The sequence below is a fragment of the Flavobacterium caseinilyticum genome, from assembly GCF_004349085.1.
Classification (GTDB): domain Bacteria; phylum Bacteroidota; class Bacteroidia; order Flavobacteriales; family Flavobacteriaceae; genus Flavobacterium; species Flavobacterium caseinilyticum.
Map to the genome: position 1 here is coordinate 838759 of NZ_SMFM01000001.1, position 19945 is coordinate 858703.

The window sequence follows — 19945 nt, forward strand, 5'->3', positions numbered from 1 at the left end:
AATAAAATCATAATACATGCTTAACATACATAATTTATCCGTTTCATTCGGAGGTTCCTATTTATTTGAAGAAGTTACCTTTCGATTAGGTGCTGGAGACCGTGTGGGTCTTGTTGGGAAGAACGGAGCGGGAAAATCAACGATGCTTAAAATGTTGGCCAAAGATTTTGCTCCTGATTCAGGAGTGATTTCTCAAGAGAAGGATCTTCGCATGGGGTTCTTGCGTCAGGATATCGATTTTGAGCAGGGTAGAACAGTTCTGGAAGAGGCATACGAAGCCTTTACGGAAATTAAAATTGTTGAAAAAAAACTCGAGGAGATTAATCATCTTTTAGTTACCCGCACAGATTATGAAAGTGACGAATACAGTCAAATTATAGAAGACTTATCGGAGTATACACACCGTTTTGAATTATTGGGCGGTTATAATTATGTAGGTGATACAGAAAAGATTTTACTTGGTTTAGGATTTAAAAGAGATGTTTTCGATAATCAAACCGAAACTTTTTCAGGTGGATGGAGAATGCGTATCGAACTAGCCAAATTATTATTACAGGCTAACGATGTTTTGTTACTTGATGAGCCAACAAATCACTTGGACATAGAAAGTATTATTTGGTTAGAAAGTTTCCTTCGTAATTATCCGGGAGTTGTTGTGATTGTTTCGCATGATAAGATGTTTTTGGACAATGTGACGAACAGAACCATCGAAATTTCCCTTGGCAAAGCCTATGATTTCAATAAACCCTATTCTCAATATTTAGAATTGCGACATGAAATTCGGGAGAAGCAATTGGCAACGCAAAAAAACCAGGCCAAAAAAATTGAAGAAACCGAAAAATTAATTGAAAAATTCCGTGCCAAAGCTTCCAAAGCTTCGATGGCGCAGTCGTTAATCAAAAAATTAGATAAAGTAGAGCGTATCGAAGTAGATGAAGATGACAATTCAGTGATGAACATTACCTTTCCTGTTTCGAAAGAACCGGGAAGAGTCGTAATTGAAGCTGAAAATGTGACGAAAAGCTATGGAGATAAAACAATATTGAAAGACATTAGTCTTTTGGTAGAGCGTGGAAGCAAGATTGCATTCGTTGGACAAAACGGTCAGGGGAAATCTACTTTCATAAAAGCTATTGTGGATGAGTTTAAATATCAAGGGAACATCAAATTAGGTCATAATGTTCAATTAGGGTATTTTGCGCAAAATCAGGCCGAGTATCTGGATGGCGAAATTACATTGTTGCAGACCATGGAGGATGCCGCAGCGGATACAAACAGAATGAAAGTACGTGACATGCTGGGTTCTTTCTTGTTTCGTGGCGATGATGTAGAGAAAAAAGTAAAAGTTCTTTCAGGAGGCGAAAGAAACCGTTTAGCGTTGTGTAAGTTATTATTGCAGCCTATTAATGTTTTGCTGATGGATGAACCTACCAATCACTTGGACATCAAATCTAAAAATGTTTTGAAAGCCGCACTTCAAAAATTTGGAGGAACCTTACTATTGGTTTCTCACGATAGAGATTTCTTGCAAGGAATGTCAAATTTGGTTTATGAATTTAAAGACCAAAAAATAAAAGAATATTTAGGTGATATCAACTATTTCTTAGAACAACGCAATATGGAAAACATGCGTGAAGTGGAGAAAAAAGATGCAGAAAAAGCCGCTGCACCTAAGGAGAGTAACAAAGCTTCCTACGAAGATCAAAAGAAAGGGAAAGCTTTACAAAACAAATTGAGTAAAGTTGAAAGCCAAATCAAACAGTTAGAAAAGGACATTCAACAAGATGATAAAATGTTGGCTTCTAATTATGATAAGCATATTGAAGACGCGAAGTTTTTCATGGCGTATAATAAGAAAAAAGCAGAGTTAGATAAACTGCTGCTGGACTGGGAAGTGGTTCAGGAAGAAATAGATAATTTATAGAAAAAAAGAGTTCCGTAATGGAACTCTTTTTTTATGCAATAATCCCTATGGATTTGGAGTGCGCAATGGCTTCACTACTGTCTTTGAAGTAGCAAATGGATACTTTTAGGGTTTCTAAATTTTTTAAAACAATTGTTACTTTTTCTTTTTTGCTTGTCCCAGTTTGTCTGATATAAACGGCTTTTACAGTTACCGGAAAAATTTTGCAAATGGCTTCGTATAAAAAAGGATCATGTTGCGAATCATCACCAATGAGGACATATCCTAAAGTGGGATAGAATTCTAATATATGTTTTATTTTTTCAAATTTATGATTGTGATCTCCTCTTCCTGTCAGGAAAAAATCTCTCAGGCTCGTTTTGATGTCTTTCAATAGCAACACCGCTTTGGGGAGCTCATGAAGTTCAGTAAATTTTGTGATAAAACGGTATAAATTCCATTCACTGCTGGAAACATAAAAAAACGCATTGAATTCCTCTTTATTTTCTCTCCCCGCCGTACTCAGTGCCTGATAATGGGGTACAACATCATCATATATTTTTCTTTTATTGATGTTTTTGAATAACAAAACATATAATTTTTTAAGGGGATTCAGTGTGTGAGAAACTAAAAAAGTATCATCAATATCAGATATAATTCCTAAATTTCCTTTGTGTGGTCGAATGTAACTGTCTTTCGTTGTGATAGTTTGGTTTTTGTAAATAATGCTTACTTCATAATCAATCCAGCCATAATTTGTGTCTTGGTCTAATGGAACGCAAAATTTAAAATAACCATCGATTAAGGTTTTGGTATGAATTTTGGAATTGTTGTGTTTCAGATAAACATCAGCATTTGCCTGCGTTTTTATTTGAAACATTTTAATAACAGAAGTTGCATTTTTTAGATTTTTTTTTTGAAAATTATACTCTTCCATTGATGTTGGTTTGAAAACATGCCCCATGACAATTAATTCCTGTTCGTTAGCATATCCGCGGTATAATTTTAAAATTGGTTTCATATATTGTAGTACTTTTGAAGATGTTGAAATTAATTATTTTTAACCAATAAAAGAGAATAAAGTTTGAAAAATAATATTATCCTGATCGTTAATCCTATTTCTGGAGATGTTGATAAGTCAGCACTTATTGACGCTACGACTGCTTTTGCTGAAAAGGAAGATTTGAATCTTGTGGTTTATAATACTTCCGGGATATCAGATATTGAAAATATAAGAGTACTGTATAATACCTATCAACCCAAGCGAATCATTGTAGCCGGTGGCGACGGAACCATAAAAATGGTTGCAGAAGCTATGGAAAAGCATGATGTCGTTATTGGGATTTTACCCGCTGGTTCTGCTAATGGTTTAGCAGTGGATTTAAATTTGCCGGCAACAACCGAAGAAAATTTAGAAATTGCTTTCCATAATGATTATATGGAAATTGATATGATTTCCATTAATGGTAAAAAAAGTATTCATTTAAGTGATTTAGGTGTAAATGCAGAATTAATTAAGAACTATGAAGGCGGCAGCATAAGAGGTAAATGGGGTTACGCTTTGCAAACTGTATCTACTTTAATTGACTTAGACGATCCATTTATTGCAACAATTACAGGAGATTTTCCAACTATTGAATGCGAGGCAAGAATGATTGTCATCGCCAATTCTCAAAAATATGGCACCGGAGTTTCTATTAATCCAAACGGAGTAATGGACGATGGCAAGTTTGAATTGGTTATTTTAAAAAATATGGATTTGATTGTACTGGGTAAAATTATCACTGGAAATATGCCTGTAGATAGCAATGATGTCGAAATTATCTCTACTGATAAAGCATTTGTCACAACCAACATTCCGGTAAGTTTTCAAATAGATGGTGAATATTGTGGAACTGAAACGAAATTGAATATCGAAATTTTACCAAAACAAATGAAATTAGCGATTCCCAAGCCTATAGGCGAGATTATTTAAACGGATTTCGTTCCTGCCAAAGAGTTTCAGGTTCTAAATACTTAAATATTTTTGGCATATGGGGATTCACCATTTCATTGGTATGGGCGATAAGACCATACATTTTCACTGGTTTGGCACCAACAGAACTTTTAATTTCCAAAGCCGTCCTCGCAAAGACAATTTCCTTGAAGCCTTTATTTATGGAATAAGCGATCATGTCGTACAACATATTTAGATACAGCATTTTTTCACGTTGAATACTTTCATCATAGCCCAGAAAATAGGTATCCATTATTTTACCATTTTTTATTAATGTGTTAAAACCAATTAGTTTTTCATCGATAAAATAGCCGTAAAATAGAAACTTGTCTTTTAATATTTCTTTGAAAACTCTAAAATGATTTTTTGGCAGAAAGAATGTATTGAAAGGAGCATTTTTAGCAACATGGAAATACAAATCATAAATTGTCTCCTCTAAAGCAATGATGTCCTCCAGATGCAACTTTCTTTTCTCGATCAGAGATGCTTTCTTTCGCGCTCTTTTATATTGATCTCGGTATTTTTTTGATAGTGAATCGATATAATCTTGTTCTGATTTCCAATTTTCATTAATAGAAAAAACCATGTTGGGTTGCGTGGAAAACTGATAATCCTTTTTGAATTCGGGAACGGCAAAGTCCTTTATTTCGTCTTCGCTAAAATCTTTGTAGGTAGTGATGTGAATTTTTATACCCTTAGATTTAAACCTTTTTTTTAATTCTGTAGCAGCAGCGTGCAATGTCTGTAATGCTTTCTTTTTATCGATTGTGTCTGATAAGGTGAATGAATTTTGACCAGTTAACATGTTATTGCCAATGACAAGTACATGAGAGCCGAAGTTTCTAAAAACAGTATTCCGAACAGCAGTTTTGATGCATTTATCACGTTCCCCAAAGGATTCTAATTTATTAAGATCTAAAAATTGGGAGAGGCCAATACCAACTAAAGTTTCTTTTTCGAAAATCCCGATGAAATGGCAAATCATGTTGTCAGGAGATGATTTCTCTAGAACCTCCAGATATTTTTTGGATAAAAAAATGGTTGTAGTCGCTAAATCATTCCAGCTTGCAGGAAGTTGTGCAGTGGAATCATAAATTGTAAAAGAATAAGCTGTATTCAAATTGAAAGGTAATGTTTTTCCAAAATTAGTTAATAAAGTTAAAGTATTACTGAATGGCTCGAAATTAAGTAACTTTATAAAAATAAAAAAGCAAATTATGAAAACCTACACAGAGGAAACCGTCAAAACGGAGTTAAAAGATTTAAAAAATTGGAAATTTATCAATAATGGAATAGAAAAAAATTTTAAGTTTTTAGATTTCACCCAAGCATTGGGTTTTATAGTACAAGTAGGAGTGATGGCAGAAAAGGAAAGTCACCACCCGGAATTATTTAATGTGTACAATAAAGTTACAATACGTTTGACAACGCATGATGCTAATGGAGTTACTGATAAAGATATTGATTTGGCGAAAGCTATAGAAAAGATTTAAAGAAAATAAATAAATTTCGTCTCTCTTATTAGCAGACGAAATTTATTTTAAATCATGGCGATTTTATTTCCACGCACAAATAATTCCCCCCATTATGGTTAAGCAAACTATCCAAAACCCACCATTGACGAGGGTATATTTGAAGCTTCGCCTTTCATATAACGCGTTTGTTCCTATTACTGGCAATGCAAAAAAGAGTCCTGCCATAAAACCATGTAAAGCGCCATGCTTGAAGGTTCTGAAGGAATTTCCATAATCAGCCATAAAAGAAATGTAGGAAGGTTTCGCAATAGCAGGATCGCCACCAATCATACCCAACGCACCAAATTGATGTATGGTGAGCATTTGAAGGATCAAACTGATTAAAATGGCATAAAAAAATGAGGCTCCAAATAGCAAAAACATGTTGCTTCCTATCATTTTTTCTGGATTAACTCCTGATTCTTTCATCCAAATAGTTCCAAAAACTTTCGGATTATACCAAACAAATCCGACTATAAGTGTAGACAAAGCAGCCAAAAAAATGGCCATAAAATTTATTTCCAGAACATTTATTTTTGAAGTTAATAAATCAAAGCTAAAACATTATAATTTAACATCAATCTTTTATATTTTGTAAGACATAACTTTATAATTAGTATAAAGAAGTGTATTTTGTCGGTTTTATTTGTAGATTAGCTGAAAGGAATGTAGTTTTAGGTGTTATTAAAAACAAAACACTTTAAGTTATGAAAAATACAGCTACTTTATTTTTAACCTTTTTGTTTTCGCTATCCATGTTAGCAGAAGTGTCTAATGCAGAGAAAGATGCATTAGTGAAACTCTATGAATCTACGAATGGAAGTCAATGGACAGTAAAGTGGGATTTATCTTCACCAGTTTCTAATTGGTATGGAATTAAGCTGCAGGATGATAAAGTAGTTTCAATTAATCTAACGAATAATAATTTAGTCGGTGAAATTCCAGCTGCGATTGGCAATTTGGTTTATCTTCAAGAGCTAAATACTCACAGAAATAAAATTTCGGGCACAATTCCTTCTGCTATCGGAAATTTAAAAGCTTTGAAAGTTTTAAATCTTTCATTCAACAAATTGGCAGGGATAATTCCTAGCTCAATTTGTAAACTAAGTAACTTGAAGGATTTAGAACTCTATATGAACGGGCTTTCCGGTGAGTTGCCAATGCAAATTGGTGCACTAAAACAGTTGGAAATTTTGTCTTTATTTAATAACGAATTTATTGGGCAAATACCAAATTCTATATACGAGATAACAACACTAAAAACTTTACTTTTGAATAGCAATATGTTAACAGGTGGGCTAAGCAGTGACGTGGTGAATATGACTTCTCTTGAAAATCTTAGTTTGTTTGATAATAAAATGAATGGTCAAGTGCCGTTTGAGCTGGAAAAATTGAATAATTTGAAAGAAATGAATATTTCTTATAACATGTTTAATGGTATAGTTTCTAAAGACTTAGCAGCTTTGGATACTTTAAACATGACAATGGTAAATCATCAAGGAATTGCTGTATTGTTGGACATAGCAACTGATAAAAATTCGTCAGTGGTCGCAGAAGATTAATCCACGAAACAGAAACGTGGAGCATTACTTAAAAATAAATGAGTTTAGTTTTTTTTTGAATATGTTGATTTAATTAGTAGTTAGAGAAACCTGTGATGATTTTTGCATCACAGGTTTTTTTGTGGATTTAATAATAGTATGAGGTAGTTTTTATGTGCTTTATCTAATTTATCTCATCAGATATTATGAAGTTTTTTAAAGTGCTTATCGTTTTGGAGTTCTTGGCTGGAGTAAACGGGATTATTGGAAATAAAATAAAAATCTAAAATTTAGTGTTTCCAAAGGTGATGACCATTAGGGCACAAAATAGAGAATATCTAACCAAAAAAGTAAACGGTATTTTTGACTTAATCTCAGTGTTTGTAGGGGTTGAGGAAGGTAGTAAAAATGAAAAAACCCATCAAAATGTTGATGGGTCGTTCTTAGTAGCGGGAACAGGACTCGAACCTGTGACCTTCGGGTTATGAGCCCGACGAGCTGCCTACTGCTCTATCCCGCGATGTGCGTTTTGTAATCTCAATAAGGCTACCTTAGTAGCGGGAACAGGACTCGAACCTGTGACCTTCGGGTTATGAGCCCGACGAGCTGCCTACTGCTCTATCCCGCGTTGTTTCGGGTGCAAATGTACGACGAATTTCCGTATTTCCAATAAAAATTTTTAAAAATGTTTTATTTCGTCTATTGACTTGATATGTCTACCTTTGCACAATAAATTATAATAGAAATGTCACATAAAGCAGGTTTTGTAAACATCATCGGGAATCCTAATGTTGGGAAATCAACACTAATGAATGCCTTTGTTGGAGAACGGTTATCAATAATTACTTCAAAAGCACAAACAACACGTCATAGAATTCTGGGAATTGTAAACGGGGAAGATTTTCAATTAATCTTATCGGATACTCCTGGAATCATTAAGCCAGCTTATGAAATGCAGGCTTCCATGATGAATTTCGTTAAGTCCGCTTTTGAAGATGCTGACATATTGATTTATATGGTGGAAATTGGAGAACAAGAATTGAAAGATGAAGCTTTTTTTAATAAAATAATCCATGCTGAAATTCCGGTTCTATTATTATTGAACAAAATAGATAATTCTAATCAGGAGCAACTCGAAGAACAAGTGGCTTTTTGGACTGCAAAAGTTCCTAATGCGGAAATTTTCCCAATATCAGCTTTGCAGAATTTTAATGTGCCGGAAGTTTTCGGAAGAATCATTGAATTGTTGCCGGAATCACCTGCATATTACCCAAAAGATCAATTGACAGATAAACCGGAACGTTTCTTTGTAAATGAAACCATCCGTGAGAAAATATTATTGAATTACAGCAAAGAAATCCCATACGCAGTAGAAATTGTAACCGAAGAGTTTTTTGAAGATGAAAACATCATCAGAATCCGTTCTTTGATTATGGTGGAACGCGATACCCAAAAAGGAATCATCATCGGACATAAAGGTGCTGCTTTGAAAAAAGTAGGAATGGAAGCCCGTGCTGATTTAGAGAAATTTTTTGGGAAACAAATTCATATTGAGTTATACGTGAAAGTAAATAAAAACTGGAGAAGCAACGCGAATATGCTGAAACGTTTTGGTTACAATCAGTAGATCTTAAATAACTTTAAATTTTTAAAATCAATATTGGAATTGAATTTCTGATATTGATTTTTTTTTTTAGCCCGGATCGAAATGAAAACCCCGCAGTGAGAATGCTATTTTTTCTTGTGTTTTCAGAGCGACCAGAGGAAGCTCCTGAAAACGCATTAGAAAAAAAGCTTTTCGAACGAGGAGTTGCAGTGGAGAGCTGGAATTGCTCCAAATAAAAACTAAGATTCTATAATTTCTAAAAATAAATTCTCCAAATCATTCATTTGGTTGTGGCCGTTACTTCGGATTTGTTTGGCTACAATATAAAGTAAAAACCAGGCGAAAACCATTAATCCCATTACGACTAGATCGAATGTTACGGGATTTTTCAGTATATAATCAGAATAAGCAATTCCCGAAAAAATCAAAAAGATTCCCGCAATAATAAAATGGAAGAACATAAAAAGTGTCCATAAGGTTGGGTCAGGGCCAAATAATGCCCTAATATGAGTTTCGTTTTGGTCTTTTGATTCCATTTCTATATGTAAATGAGGCGACCAATACGCTTTTTTAGGTCCTTTTATGTTTAACCATATGTGATAACCACGAATTTTTACGAAGTAATTTTTGGACTTGATTTGGGTGTAATTGGCAAATTTAACACGCAAAGCATCTATGTTTTGCGGAACATCTTTGTAAAATCGTAATCGAAGTCTGAGCTCGTTATTAGCATCCATAGTAGTAAACTTGTAGGTATTAAAAGGATAAGGGTTTGCTAATATATCAAAAAAATAGATATTCATGGTTTTAAATGCTACCCTTGCAAATATTTGAATTTATATTGTGAATAACATTGTTGCGATAGTAGAAAGACCTAATGTAGGGAAATCAACCCTTTTTAATAGGCTGATACAAAGAAGAGAGGCTATTGTAGATTTAGTATCGACAATTATGGGGATATTTGATTAAAACTCATGACTTGGTTTTCGATTCATTTTTTGTTTGTTTTTTTTAACTTCATTTTTACTTTGTTTAAAAAACTCGGTTCTCAACCTCGCCAAGTGTCTAAACATTGAAATCAGTGATAGAGTTAGTCTTAATTACAGTTTTTTTTTAGCCCAGAGTGAAAAGGAAAACCCGTAGCGAAAAAAGGAAGGTGTTGCTGCTCGTGAATAGCGACCAAAGGAAGCTACTGCACGGGCTTTGCAACAGCTCCTTGAGGCGCGAGGAGTTGTATTGTAGCGCTGGAATAGCTCCTGATGATTTTATAAGCAATAGATATTTTTTGATAAATAATGTATTTTTATTGTTTTTCAATAAATAGTTATACATTTGTATTTTAATTTTAAATACTTTGTATCATGTCTAGAAAAACCAATTTTGTTTTTAAAGTATTGCAAGTGGTATCTTGGATTATTTTTGTGGGTCTTTGCATCCAAGCGGGTGGCTTTATTTTTAACACTGTTTTTACTCTGCTGCTCAATCCTGCTGGGGCAAGTAAATTTTGGACGGAAGTTGATTTGTCTGCTTTGTATCATTTCAACCAGTCGCATTATGTGACTTTGACTGTTTTAATGTGCATTGTTACGGTGTTGAAAGCAGTATTGTTTTACAATGTTGTACTCGTTTTTCACAGTAATAAGATCAATTTGGCACAGCCTTTTAATCAATTTTTAAAAAAATTTATTGATTTGGTTGCTATTATTTCTTTTGGAATTGGGTTGTTTTCTTTGTGGGGAGCAGGCTTTACAAAGAATTTGATGGATGATGGACTACAGATGCCAAATATTGCCGATTTAAGTTTTGGTGGTGGTGATGTGTGGTGGTTTACCAGTGTAATTTTATTAGTAATTGGACAAATTATAAAAAAAGGAATCGAAATACAGCAAGAAAACGAACTAACCATTTAAGTTATGGCAATAATTGTAAACCTAGATGTGATGATGGCTAAGCGCAAGATGTCATTGAACGAGCTTTCGGAGAGGGTGGATTTGACTTTGTCTAATTTATCCATTTTAAAAACAGGAAAGGCTAAGGCGGTTCGTTTTAGTACTTTGGAGGCTATTTGTAAAGCTTTAGATTGTCAGCCAGGTGATATTTTAGAATATTCGAAGAACGAATAAATACAAAGGGTAGTGGTTAGGCTGTGAGTTTTGTTTTGAAGATGAGGTTGTTAGGCTTTGCTAATCTGGCTAATATTCGAAAAAAATTGATAATCACGCTTTTAAACACTACCTTTGCCACCCGAAACGGAAAAATAAGGTTTCGTAAAAACGAATTTTTCAAATTATATTATGAATAACATTGTTGCGATAGTAGGAAGACCTAATGTAGGGAAATCGACCCTTTTTAATAGGCTGATACAAAGAAGAGAAGCTATTGTAGATTCAGTATCTGGGGTGACCCGCGATAGAAACTATGGTAAAAGCGAGTGGAACGGAAAAGAATTTTCTGTAATTGATACCGGCGGTTACATAAAAGGTTCTGATGATGTGTTTGAGGGCGAGATCCGCAAGCAAGTAGAACTGGCCATTGATGAGGCCGATGTAATCATTTTTGTGGTTGATGTTGAGGAAGGCATTACGCCTATGGATGATGTAGTGGCGCGCTTGTTGCGTAAAGTGACAAAGCCGGTTTTGCTAGCTGTAAACAAGGTAGACAACGCCATGCGTGAGAAAGATGCCTTGGAGTTTTACAACTTAGGTTTGGGTGAATACTATACGTTTGCCAGTATATCAGGTAGTGGAACAGGAGATTTATTGGATGCATTAATCGAAGCTTTCCCAGTAAAACCTGAACCCGTTCAAGAGGAAGTGGTGTTGCCGCGTTTTGCGGTAGTAGGACGACCAAATGCCGGTAAATCAAGTTTTATCAATGCCTTGATTGGTAAAGAACGTTTTATGGTGACGGACATTGCGGGTACTACGCGTGATTCTATTGATACAAAATTTGACCGTTTTGGTTTCGAATTTAACTTAGTGGACACTGCGGGAATCCGTCGTAAAGCAAAAGTGAAGGAAGATTTAGAGTTTTACTCGGTAATGCGTTCCGTTCGTGCTATTGAACATGCTGATATTTGTATCTTGATTATTGATGCCACACGTGGATTTGAAGGTCAGGATCAAAGTATTTTCTGGTTGGCTGAAAAAAATCGTAAAGGTGTTGTAATCTTAGTGAACAAATGGGATTTGGTGGAAAAAGAAACGATGTCAACTCGTGATTATGAAGCTAAAATCAGAGAAGAATTAATGCCGTTTACGGATGTGCCTATTCTTTTTGTTTCGGCATTAACGAAACAACGTTTGTTGAAAGCATTAGAAGCAACCGTAAAAGTTTTTGAAAACAGACAGCAACGTATCGCTACTTCAAAATTCAATGAATTTATGTTGAAAGTGATTGAAGCATATCCGCCGCCAGCAACAAAAGGGAAATATGTGAAAATTAAATATTGTATGCAATTGCCAACGCCAACACCTCAGTTTGTATTTTTTGCTAATATGCCACAATATGTAAAAGAACCATACAAACGTTATCTGGAAAATAAAATTAGAGAAAACTGGGACTTTTCAGGAGTGCCAATCGATATTTATATCAGAGAAAAATAACAAAAATCCCGAGCAATCGGGATTTTTTGGTTAAAAGGGAATCGAACGGTTAGCTTTCTTCTTTTTCCAAAGTTTTCATTGGATGGTCGCCGTACCAATCTTTGAATGTTTTTGTGGTTTTATAATCATCAGTTAGCACGGTGTAAACCATAAAGAGAATTAACGGTATGCCAACGCAATATAGCGTCATTATTACCGGCAAAGCAACATTAGTTTGACATAAACCGGCAAATACAAAAACATAAATGGTAGTGAACCACACGAGTTTAATTGCAAAATTTTTCATGGTTATATCTTTTGAATAAAGTTACGCCACGAATTGTAAAAATTTAGTTAATACATTGGTAATCAATGTTTAAAATTTTTATCGGTTATAATTATAAATGCACTTTATATCTTTTTTGAGATTTTAATTTTATGAAAAATACTGAAGCGGACAATATCTCTGTTGAAAAAATCGATTCCATTGCTTCTTCTTTGAAAACTGTTTAAGTAACCGAGTTCAAATGCTAAATTAGTATTCAGGCCATAATGTATGGCGGCATAAATTCTATTTTGATCAAACGTATTTTTGATGATTTTTTTTCCAAAATTGAACATTAATTCATCGGATACTACAGCTTTTAATAAATGTTTTTCTGTTTTCCAAAAAGTATAATCACCTTGTAGTCTGTATCTGAATCTCCAAAAAAATGTACTGCCTGGAAGCAACTCTTCTATATTGGCATTGTGAATAAATCGCTCTTCTAATTGAAATCGCTGCATCAATATTACTTTATTAACGTTTAGTTTCCAGGTGATATCCTGTTGTCCTCTGTATTCAGGTATGGTGAAATTATTTGATATTTCCGGGACTTGAGTGTCAACAGAAAAATAAGCAAAGCCAGCGCCAGCCTCTAAATGATCATTGATTTTATATCGTCCCTGAATTCGAATAACATATAAGTTTTCTTGGAGTGGTTTGATAAAAAGCCGGTTGTCAAATTCAGAATGCAAAGACCATTTTTCATTCAACAGCAATTGATTGTAGTAACGAGTCCAAAGAATACTTTGATGATCTATATTTTTTTCTGATTGAGCAATAACTGTTGCACTTGTAAGAAGAATAGATAATAAGAAATAGTAAAATCTCATGGTTTTTATTTTGAGCCAAATATAAAAAAATACCCTATCAAGAAGATAGGGTATTTGTATTCAATAATCAATAATTTAAATTTACCAGCCCCCACTTGATCCACCGCCGGAGAAACCTCCGCCGCCAAATCCACCGCCGAAACCACCTCCGCCAAATCCGCCGCCAGATGAACCTCCGCCGAAACCACCTCCGCCACTGTTTCTTCCTAGACTGCTTAAAATAATGACATCCAACAAACTTGGTCCGCCACCACCACGATTGCCAGAATTCCCACCGCCTTTATTTCTTGAAATCAGCACTAGTATTATAATTACGATAACAATTAAGGGCAAAATAGGAAATCCTTTATCTTTTTGAGTTTGCTTGCGAACGCCTTTGTATTTGCCTTTAAAAACATCAATTAAAACATCAGTTCCTTTATCAAGACCTCTGAAATAACTTCCGGCTTTGAATTCCGGGATAATTACGTTTCTTATTATTTCCCCACCAATTCCAGCAGTTAATCGGTCTTCTAGTCCATAACCAGGGTTTATAGCAATTTTTCTTTCGGCTTTTGACAATAAGATAAGTACACCATTGTCTTCTTTTGCTTGACCGAGTCCCCATGTCTGCGCCCATTTTGTTGCTAATTGACTAACATCTTCCCCTTTAAGAGTTTCTATGGTAACAATTACAATCTGAGTTGTGGTAGAGTCGGAATATCTTATAAGTTTTTCCTCCAATTGGGCTTTTTCTGTTGCGCTTAAAACATTCGCATAATCGTAAACAGCAGTTTGTAATGTTGGTTTTTCAGGAATGGTAAATTGTGCAAAGCCAATTTGTGTGAAGAACAAACAAACAAACAGGTTTAGGAAAATTAGGGAATTCTTTTTTTGTAATAGCATTATCCTCTAGATATTTCGTTTGATAATTCATCAGTATCTCCATGTTTCCAAGGGAAATAATGGTGTAGTTGCTCGCCAGCTCTGGCAATTCCATCAATAAGTCCTTGCTTGTAATCCCCCTTTTTGAACTCAGTTACCATAATATCACGGGTACAATTCCAAAAATCATGTTGAACGACATCATTAATGCCTTTGTCACCACAAATCACGAAATGTCTATCTTCTACAGCTAAGTAAATTAAAACACCGTTTTTGAGTTCAGTTTCATCCATTTTCAGTTCATGAAAAACTTCCATGGCGCGATCATACGCATCCATGGAAGTTGTTTTTTCAATATGAACTCTAATCTCACCAGAAGTATTTTTTTCGGCCATGCGAATAGCTTCTACAATTTCTTGTTCTTCTGCTTTGGTTAAAAATTCTTCTACTTTTGACATTGAAATATTTTTGAGTTAAGATTAACGATCTATGATTTCAGAATTATTAAATCTGCAATCAAAAATCGTTAATTTTTAAAGGTTCTTTCCACAATTTAAATTTGATCTATATCGACTTCTAGAAATCTAAAAATATAACTTTAGAATTTAACTTCAACCGGTCTTTCAGCACCTTCAACAGCATTGAAATATGCTTTTTCTTTGAAACCGAACATTCCTGCGAACAATGAATTAGGAAAAGTTTTGACATGGTTGTTGTAAGGTTTTACCGCTTCGTTAAAACGTGTTCTCGCCGTTAAAATTTGATTTTCTGTACTTGCCAATTCATCCTGTAATTTCAAGAAGTTTTGATTTGCTTTCAATTCAGGATACGCTTCAACAGTTACTAATAATCTTGACAATGCTGATGAAACGCCACTTTGTGCTTTGTTGAATTCCGCTAATTGTTCCGGAGTAATATTGGCAGGATCAACATTTACTGCTGTTGCTTTCGAACGCGCTTCGATAACGGCTGTCAAGGTCCCTTTTTCGAAATCAGCGGCACCTTTTACGGTATTTACTAAGTTTCCAATTAGGTCATTTCTTCTTTGATACGCGGTTTGCACATCACCCCAAGATTGTTCTACATTTTGGTTTAACGTTACCGCAGTATTGTTAATTCCTTTAACCCAGCTGTAAATTACAAAAATTACAACTGCTCCGATAATCCAAGGCAAAAATCTTCTCATGTTTATTTAATTTAATGTTTAATATTTAGTTTTAATTTTTAACAATGCAATTGATATTTCTAAAGCTCGTTTTTAATGTTTGTTAATTGTGTACGTATCGTTTCTAACTTTCGAATAATTTCAAACTTATCTAACGTTTTCTTTTGTCCTTCTTTCAAATGTGTTTTGGCACCTTCCAGCGTAAAACCTCTTTCTTTCACTAAATGATAAATCAATTGTAAATTAGTGATATCCTCGGGAGTAAACATTCGATTGCCTTTCGCATTCTTTTTTGGTTTCAGAATATCAAATTCATTGTCCCAAAAACGAATCAGCGATGCATTCACGTCAAATGCCTTGGCTACTTCGCCAATGCTGTAATATCTTTTATCTTTAGAAAGCTCAATATGCATGTTTCTTTTATTTGACTTTTAATTCTGCAACCTGTATACTTTTTTTCTGCTACACCTGATCACTTAAAACTGATCACTGACCACTCTTTTTTGAGTATTAGTCTAATGATTGATTCTCCTGGTTCGCCAACTGTGCAATAACAACATATTCCACTGCTGAAATATTTCCGTAATAAAAATTAAGTGGATTCACCACTTTCTTGTCCTTGTGAACCTCATAATGCAAGTGAGGCGCTTCGGATCTTCCTGTGCTTCCCACGTATCCTATAACGTCACCTCGTTTTACGCGTTGTCCCGCTCTGGCTTTATATTTGCTTAAATGTGCGTATAAAGTTTCGTATCCAAATCCATGCCGAATAACAATATGATTTCCATACCCAGAGGCAGTATTGTCTGCTTTTGCTACAACCCCGTCTCCCGTGGCATAAATGGGCGTTCCTGTTTTTGCCGTAAAATCCATGCCTTCATGCATTTTCCTCGCTTTTGTAAAAGGATCCGTTCGGTAACCAAAACCGGAAGCCATTTGTTTTAAATTTTCATTTCTTACTGGCTGAATGGCAGGAATAGCTGACAAAAAATCACTTTTAGCTTCTGCCAATTTCAAAATCACATCCAGTGATTTGGACTGTATCGCTAATTCCTTGCTCAGTACATCGATCCTTTTTGTGGTATTGATAACCAACTGTGAATTGTCATAACCTTCTAATAATTGATACCTGTTTTTTCCCGCGAGTCCTGCTTTCCGAATAGAATCCGGAATCGCCGATTTGTTAAAATACACACGATACAAATTGTTGTCCCGATCTTCAATAGCATCAACAACGCCAATTAGCTGATCCATTTTTTTATTTAAAATAGCATAATTCAATCTCAAATTTTCAATTTCACGCGCCTGCAAACGATCTTTTGGTGTTTCAAAATAAGGAGTATTCAATAAAACTATAAAACTCAAAAAACCAAACAATGCCGATGCCAATAAAAACAGCATAATAACACCAAATTTTCTTCTTTTTCGTGTTTTTATTTTTCTATAGGCTAGATTTTCGGAATCGTAATAATATTTTACTTTCGACATATTTTAAAATACCCTATTTTTGCTCACTGTAAAAGGTTAGACGAACAAATTTAACAAATGTTTCATTTGTTACACCCTTTTTTCAGGAATAAATAAAATAATGTGCCTATTCCAGCTATTTGTTGCAAGTTCTCGTTTATACCTCTTTTTTTCTACTGAGCCAGCAGGAGCTTCCTCCGGTCGCTCTGCCACCTCAAGAAAAAATAAAGGTATAAATATCGAAGCTTTTCACTGCTATCTGGGGCAAAAGAAATTAAAAGATTTAATGATTAAAAGATTGAAAAATTCAATTCTAAATAATCTTTAAATTTTTGAATCTTTAAATATTTAAATTAAAAAAATGACATCACAAGACGTACGTAAACAATTTCTGGATTTTTTCGCATCAAAAGGGCATTTAATTGTTCCATCAGCACCCATAGTTCTTAAGGATGATCCAACACTGATGTTCAACAATTCAGGAATGGCGCAGTTCAAAGAATATTTTCTGGGGAACGGAACTCCTAAAAGTACAAGAATTGCCGATACGCAAAAATGTCTTCGTGTTTCAGGAAAACATAATGATTTAGAGGATGTAGGTTTTGATACCTATCATCACACGATGTTTGAAATGCTTGGAAACTGGTCTTTTGGAGATTATTTCAAAAAAGAAGCCATCAACTGGGCTTGGGAACTTTTGACTGAAGTCTATAAAATTCCAAAGGAAAACTTATACGTTTCCGTTTTCGAGGGAAATCCAGAAGAAAACGTACCTTTTGATCAGGAAGCTTGGGATATTTGGAAAGAATTAATTGACGAAGACCGAATTATTCTTGGAAACAAAAAAGACAACTTCTGGGAAATGGGCGACCAAGGACCTTGTGGACCGTGTTCAGAAATTCACGTTGACATTCGTTCTGCAGCAGAAAAAGCTTTAGTTTCAGGAAAAAGTTTGGTGAACAATGACCATCCGCAAGTAGTGGAAATTTGGAACAATGTATTTATGGAATTCAATCGTAAAGCAGATGGTTCTCTAGAAAAATTGCCTGCAAAACACGTTGATACCGGAATGGGATTTGAGCGTTTGTGTATGGCTTTACAAGGAAAAACTTCGAATTATGACACCGATGTTTTTACACCACTTATAGAAAAAGTAGAGCAAATTACAGGATTAAAATACACGACCAATGATGTCATTCTGAACAATAGTGAAGAATCTCAAGAACAAAACAAAACCAATATTGCTATTCGTGTAGTAGTTGATCACGTTCGGGCGGTAGCTTTTGCTATTGCTGACGGACAATTGCCATCAAACACAGGCGCTGGTTATGTAATTCGTAGAATTTTGCGTCGTGCAATTCGTTACGGATTTACATTCTTGAACACCAAAGAACCTTTTATCAATCAATTGGTGACTGTTTTGGCGAATCAAATGGGGGGATTTTTCCCAGAAATCAAATCGCAACAACAATTGGTTACAAATGTGATTCGTGAAGAAGAAGCTTCTTTCTTAAGAACTTTAGACCAAGGTTTACAATTATTAGAAAACGTAGTTGCCGAAACTAAAGGTTCAACTGTTTCAGGAACAAAAGCATTTGAATTATACGATACTTTCGGATTTCCAATTGACTTAACTGCATTGATTCTTAGAGAAAAAGGATTCGAACTAGATGAAGCTGGTTTTAACGCTGCGATGCAAGAACAAAAGAATCGTTCCCGCGCCGCATCAGAAGTTTCTACCGAAGACTGGTCTGTGTTAATTCCCGGAAATGTGGAAACATTTGTAGGCTACGATAAATCAGAAAGTGATGTAAAAATTACTCGTATCCGTAAAGTCGACAGTAAAAAAGACGGGATTTTATATCAAATCGTTTTAGATAACACGCCTTTTTATCCTGAAGGTGGTGGGCAGGTTGGTGATAAAGGAATGTTAGTTTCGGCAAATGAAACGATCGAAATCATCGACACCAAAAAAGAAAATAACCTGATTTTGCATTTTGCAAAACAATTGCCAGAGAATGTAAACGCAGGTTTTGTAGCCAAAGTAAATCAGGATTTGAGAAGCTTGTCTTCCAGAAATCACTCCGCTACGCACTTGATGCACCAAGCTTTGAGAAGTATTTTGGGAACACATGTGGAACAAAAAGGTTCCTTGGTAAATCCAAACTATTTGCGTTTTGATTTTTCTCATTTTGCTAAAATGACGGAAACCGAATTGCAGCAAGTGGAAGATTTTGTAAATGCAAGAATCCAGGAGCAATTACCACTTATCGAAAGAAGGAACATTCCTTTTGCGCAGGCAGTTCAAGAAGGAGCAATGGCGTTGTTTGGAGAGAAATATGGTGATGAAGTTCGTGCGATTAAATTTGGCGAAAGCATGGAATTATGTGGTGGAATCCACGTGAAAAACACGGCGGAAATCTGGCATTTCAAAATCGTTTCTGAAGGTGCAGTTGCCGCAGGGATCCGTCGTATCGAAGCAATTACAAGTGATGCGGTAAAAGCATATTTTGCTTCGTATGAAAACACATTAAATGACGTAAAAACAGCCTTGAAAAATCCTCAGGATATTTTGAAAGCCGTTCATTCGATGCAAGAAGAAAATGCTAAATTGACGAAACAAATTGAGGCTTTGGTAAAAGATAAAGTAAAAAATTTGAAAGTAAGTTTGATTGCCGAAATTCAGGAAATAAATGGGGTTCAATTTTTGGCAAAACAAGTCGATTTGAATCCTGAAGGAGCAAAGGATTTAGCTTACGAATTAGGGAATTTAGGGAATAACTTATTTTTAGTTTTGGCTACAGCCGACGAAGATAAACCTATGTTAACCTGTTATGTTTCAAAAGAATTAGTTGCCGAAAAAGGATTGAATGCCGGACAAGTTGTTCGAGAATTGGGTAAATTTATCCAAGGCGGCGGCGGAGGACAGCCGTTCTTTGCTACAGCAGGAGGGAAAAATGTAGCAGGAATTCAACAAGCTTTGGAAAAAGCAGTTGAGTATGTAAAATAGAGAAAATTTATTATTTATAATTAAAAACCCTTTTAGGACTTATGTTTTAAAAGGGTTTGTCTTTTTGTGCGATACCCCACTTCGCTGTCTTTACACACCGTTTTAATCAAATTTAAAAATAGTAGTTTAACCGAAATATA

20 protein-coding genes, 2 tRNA genes and 1 pseudogene are annotated in these 19945 nt (G+C 34.9%); 10 read left to right on the top strand and 13 right to left on the bottom strand.

All coding sequences use genetic code 11. The features are described from left to right. Positions 1 to 16: 16 nt before the first annotated feature. Positions 17 to 1924: an ABC transporter ATP-binding protein gene (locus E0F89_RS03745; protein ID WP_131908504.1), complete on the top strand. Its 1908-nt coding sequence runs from the start codon at positions 17 to 19 to the stop codon at positions 1922 to 1924. A 31-nt stretch (positions 1925 to 1955) separates the two neighbouring features. Here E0F89_RS03745 and E0F89_RS03750 read toward each other — a convergent pair whose 3' ends face one another. Continuing rightward, positions 1956 to 2924: an App1 family protein gene (locus E0F89_RS03750; protein ID WP_131908505.1), complete on the bottom strand. Its 969-nt coding sequence runs from the start codon at positions 2922 to 2924 to the stop codon at positions 1956 to 1958. Between the two features lie 63 nt (positions 2925 to 2987). Here E0F89_RS03750 and E0F89_RS03755 point away from each other — a divergent pair, with 63 nt between their 5' ends. Beyond that, complete coding sequence (locus E0F89_RS03755) at positions 2988 to 3878, top strand: diacylglycerol/lipid kinase family protein (RefSeq protein ID WP_131908506.1); 891 nt, start codon at positions 2988 to 2990, stop codon at positions 3876 to 3878. Here E0F89_RS03755 and E0F89_RS03760 read toward each other — a convergent pair. Further along, the gene (locus E0F89_RS03760) at positions 3871 to 5019 is read right to left on the bottom strand and encodes a GNAT family N-acetyltransferase (RefSeq protein WP_131908507.1); all 1149 of its coding nucleotides are present in this window, start codon (positions 5017 to 5019) and stop codon (positions 3871 to 3873) included. The two genes, E0F89_RS03755 and E0F89_RS03760, sit on opposite strands and share 8 nt — an antisense overlap. Positions 5020 to 5116: 97 nt before the next feature. Between E0F89_RS03760 and E0F89_RS03765 the strand changes: the two genes are divergently transcribed. Next, on the top strand, positions 5117 to 5392 hold the full coding sequence (locus tag E0F89_RS03765) for a 4a-hydroxytetrahydrobiopterin dehydratase (protein WP_131908508.1): 276 nt from the start codon (positions 5117 to 5119) through the stop codon (positions 5390 to 5392). 63 nt (positions 5393 to 5455) lie between these two features. Here E0F89_RS03765 and E0F89_RS03770 read toward each other — a convergent pair whose 3' ends face one another. Continuing rightward, positions 5456 to 5938, bottom strand: a complete 483-nt coding sequence (locus E0F89_RS03770) for a DUF1761 domain-containing protein (RefSeq protein ID WP_131908509.1) — start codon at positions 5936 to 5938, stop codon at positions 5456 to 5458. A 182-nt stretch (positions 5939 to 6120) separates the two neighbouring features. On the opposite strand from E0F89_RS03770, the gene E0F89_RS03775 reads away from it, so the two are divergent. Next, positions 6121 to 6975, top strand: coding sequence for a leucine-rich repeat domain-containing protein (locus E0F89_RS03775; RefSeq protein WP_131908510.1), 855 nt, complete (start codon positions 6121 to 6123; stop codon positions 6973 to 6975). Between the two features lie 426 nt (positions 6976 to 7401). Here the strand turns inward: E0F89_RS03775 and E0F89_RS03780 are convergent. Further along, a tRNA-Met gene (locus E0F89_RS03780) sits at positions 7402 to 7474 on the bottom strand. Between the two features lie 35 nt (positions 7475 to 7509). Next, positions 7510 to 7582, bottom strand: a tRNA-Met gene (locus tag E0F89_RS03785). A gap of 117 nt (positions 7583 to 7699) precedes the next feature. On the opposite strand from E0F89_RS03785, the gene era reads away from it, so the two are divergent. Further along, positions 7700 to 8581: a GTPase Era gene (gene era / locus E0F89_RS03790; RefSeq protein ID WP_131908511.1), complete on the top strand. Its 882-nt coding sequence runs from the start codon at positions 7700 to 7702 to the stop codon at positions 8579 to 8581. A gap of 218 nt (positions 8582 to 8799) precedes the next feature. Here the strand turns inward: era and E0F89_RS03795 are convergent, their stop codons facing one another. Beyond that, entirely contained in the window at positions 8800 to 9363 is a 564-nt protein-coding gene (locus E0F89_RS03795; protein WP_131908512.1) for a hypothetical protein, read from the bottom strand. A 40-nt stretch (positions 9364 to 9403) separates the two neighbouring features. Here E0F89_RS03795 and E0F89_RS03800 point away from each other — a divergent pair. From E0F89_RS03800 to der, 4 genes and pseudogenes are all read left to right on the top strand, one after another. Further along, positions 9404 to 9511, top strand: a pseudogene (locus E0F89_RS03800) (GTPase); the annotation flags it as partial. Between the two features lie 410 nt (positions 9512 to 9921). Continuing rightward, the gene (locus E0F89_RS03805) at positions 9922 to 10470 is read left to right on the top strand and encodes a DUF2975 domain-containing protein (RefSeq protein WP_131908513.1); all 549 of its coding nucleotides are present in this window, start codon (positions 9922 to 9924) and stop codon (positions 10468 to 10470) included. Between the two features lie 3 nt (positions 10471 to 10473). Next, complete coding sequence (locus E0F89_RS03810; protein ID WP_131908514.1) at positions 10474 to 10683, top strand: helix-turn-helix domain-containing protein; 210 nt, start codon at positions 10474 to 10476, stop codon at positions 10681 to 10683. 171 nt (positions 10684 to 10854) lie between these two features. Beyond that, on the top strand, positions 10855 to 12165 hold the full coding sequence (der, locus tag E0F89_RS03815; protein WP_131908515.1) for a ribosome biogenesis GTPase Der: 1311 nt from the start codon (positions 10855 to 10857) through the stop codon (positions 12163 to 12165). 49 nt (positions 12166 to 12214) lie between these two features. On the opposite strand, the gene E0F89_RS03820 is transcribed toward der, so the two are convergent. The 7 genes from E0F89_RS03820 to E0F89_RS03850 all read right to left on the bottom strand — a co-directional run bounded on the left by E0F89_RS03820 (position 12215) and on the right by E0F89_RS03850 (position 16816). Further along, entirely contained in the window at positions 12215 to 12451 is a 237-nt protein-coding gene (locus E0F89_RS03820) for a hypothetical protein (RefSeq protein ID WP_131908516.1), read from the bottom strand. Between the two features lie 104 nt (positions 12452 to 12555). Beyond that, a complete protein-coding gene (locus E0F89_RS03825; RefSeq protein WP_131908517.1) occupies positions 12556 to 13299 on the bottom strand; it encodes a DUF2490 domain-containing protein in 744 nt (247 codons plus the stop codon). A gap of 81 nt (positions 13300 to 13380) precedes the next feature. Further along, positions 13381 to 14184, bottom strand: a complete 804-nt coding sequence (locus tag E0F89_RS03830; protein ID WP_131908518.1) for a TPM domain-containing protein — start codon at positions 14182 to 14184, stop codon at positions 13381 to 13383. Then, the gene (locus E0F89_RS03835) at positions 14184 to 14621 is read right to left on the bottom strand and encodes a TPM domain-containing protein (RefSeq protein WP_131908519.1); all 438 of its coding nucleotides are present in this window, start codon (positions 14619 to 14621) and stop codon (positions 14184 to 14186) included. Before E0F89_RS03835 ends, E0F89_RS03830 begins: the two co-directional genes overlap by 1 nt. 140 nt (positions 14622 to 14761) lie before the next feature. Next, entirely contained in the window at positions 14762 to 15349 is a 588-nt protein-coding gene (locus E0F89_RS03840; protein ID WP_131908520.1) for a LemA family protein, read from the bottom strand. A gap of 59 nt (positions 15350 to 15408) precedes the next feature. Further along, the gene (locus E0F89_RS03845; RefSeq protein WP_091165014.1) at positions 15409 to 15741 is read right to left on the bottom strand and encodes a MerR family transcriptional regulator; all 333 of its coding nucleotides are present in this window, start codon (positions 15739 to 15741) and stop codon (positions 15409 to 15411) included. Between the two features lie 97 nt (positions 15742 to 15838). Continuing rightward, entirely contained in the window at positions 15839 to 16816 is a 978-nt protein-coding gene (locus tag E0F89_RS03850) for a M23 family metallopeptidase (RefSeq protein ID WP_131908521.1), read from the bottom strand. 340 nt (positions 16817 to 17156) lie between these two features. Between E0F89_RS03850 and alaS the strand changes: the two genes are divergently transcribed. Beyond that, positions 17157 to 19805, top strand: a complete 2649-nt coding sequence (gene alaS, locus E0F89_RS03855) for an alanine--tRNA ligase (RefSeq protein WP_131908522.1) — start codon at positions 17157 to 17159, stop codon at positions 19803 to 19805. Positions 19806 to 19945: the final 140 nt, after the last annotated feature.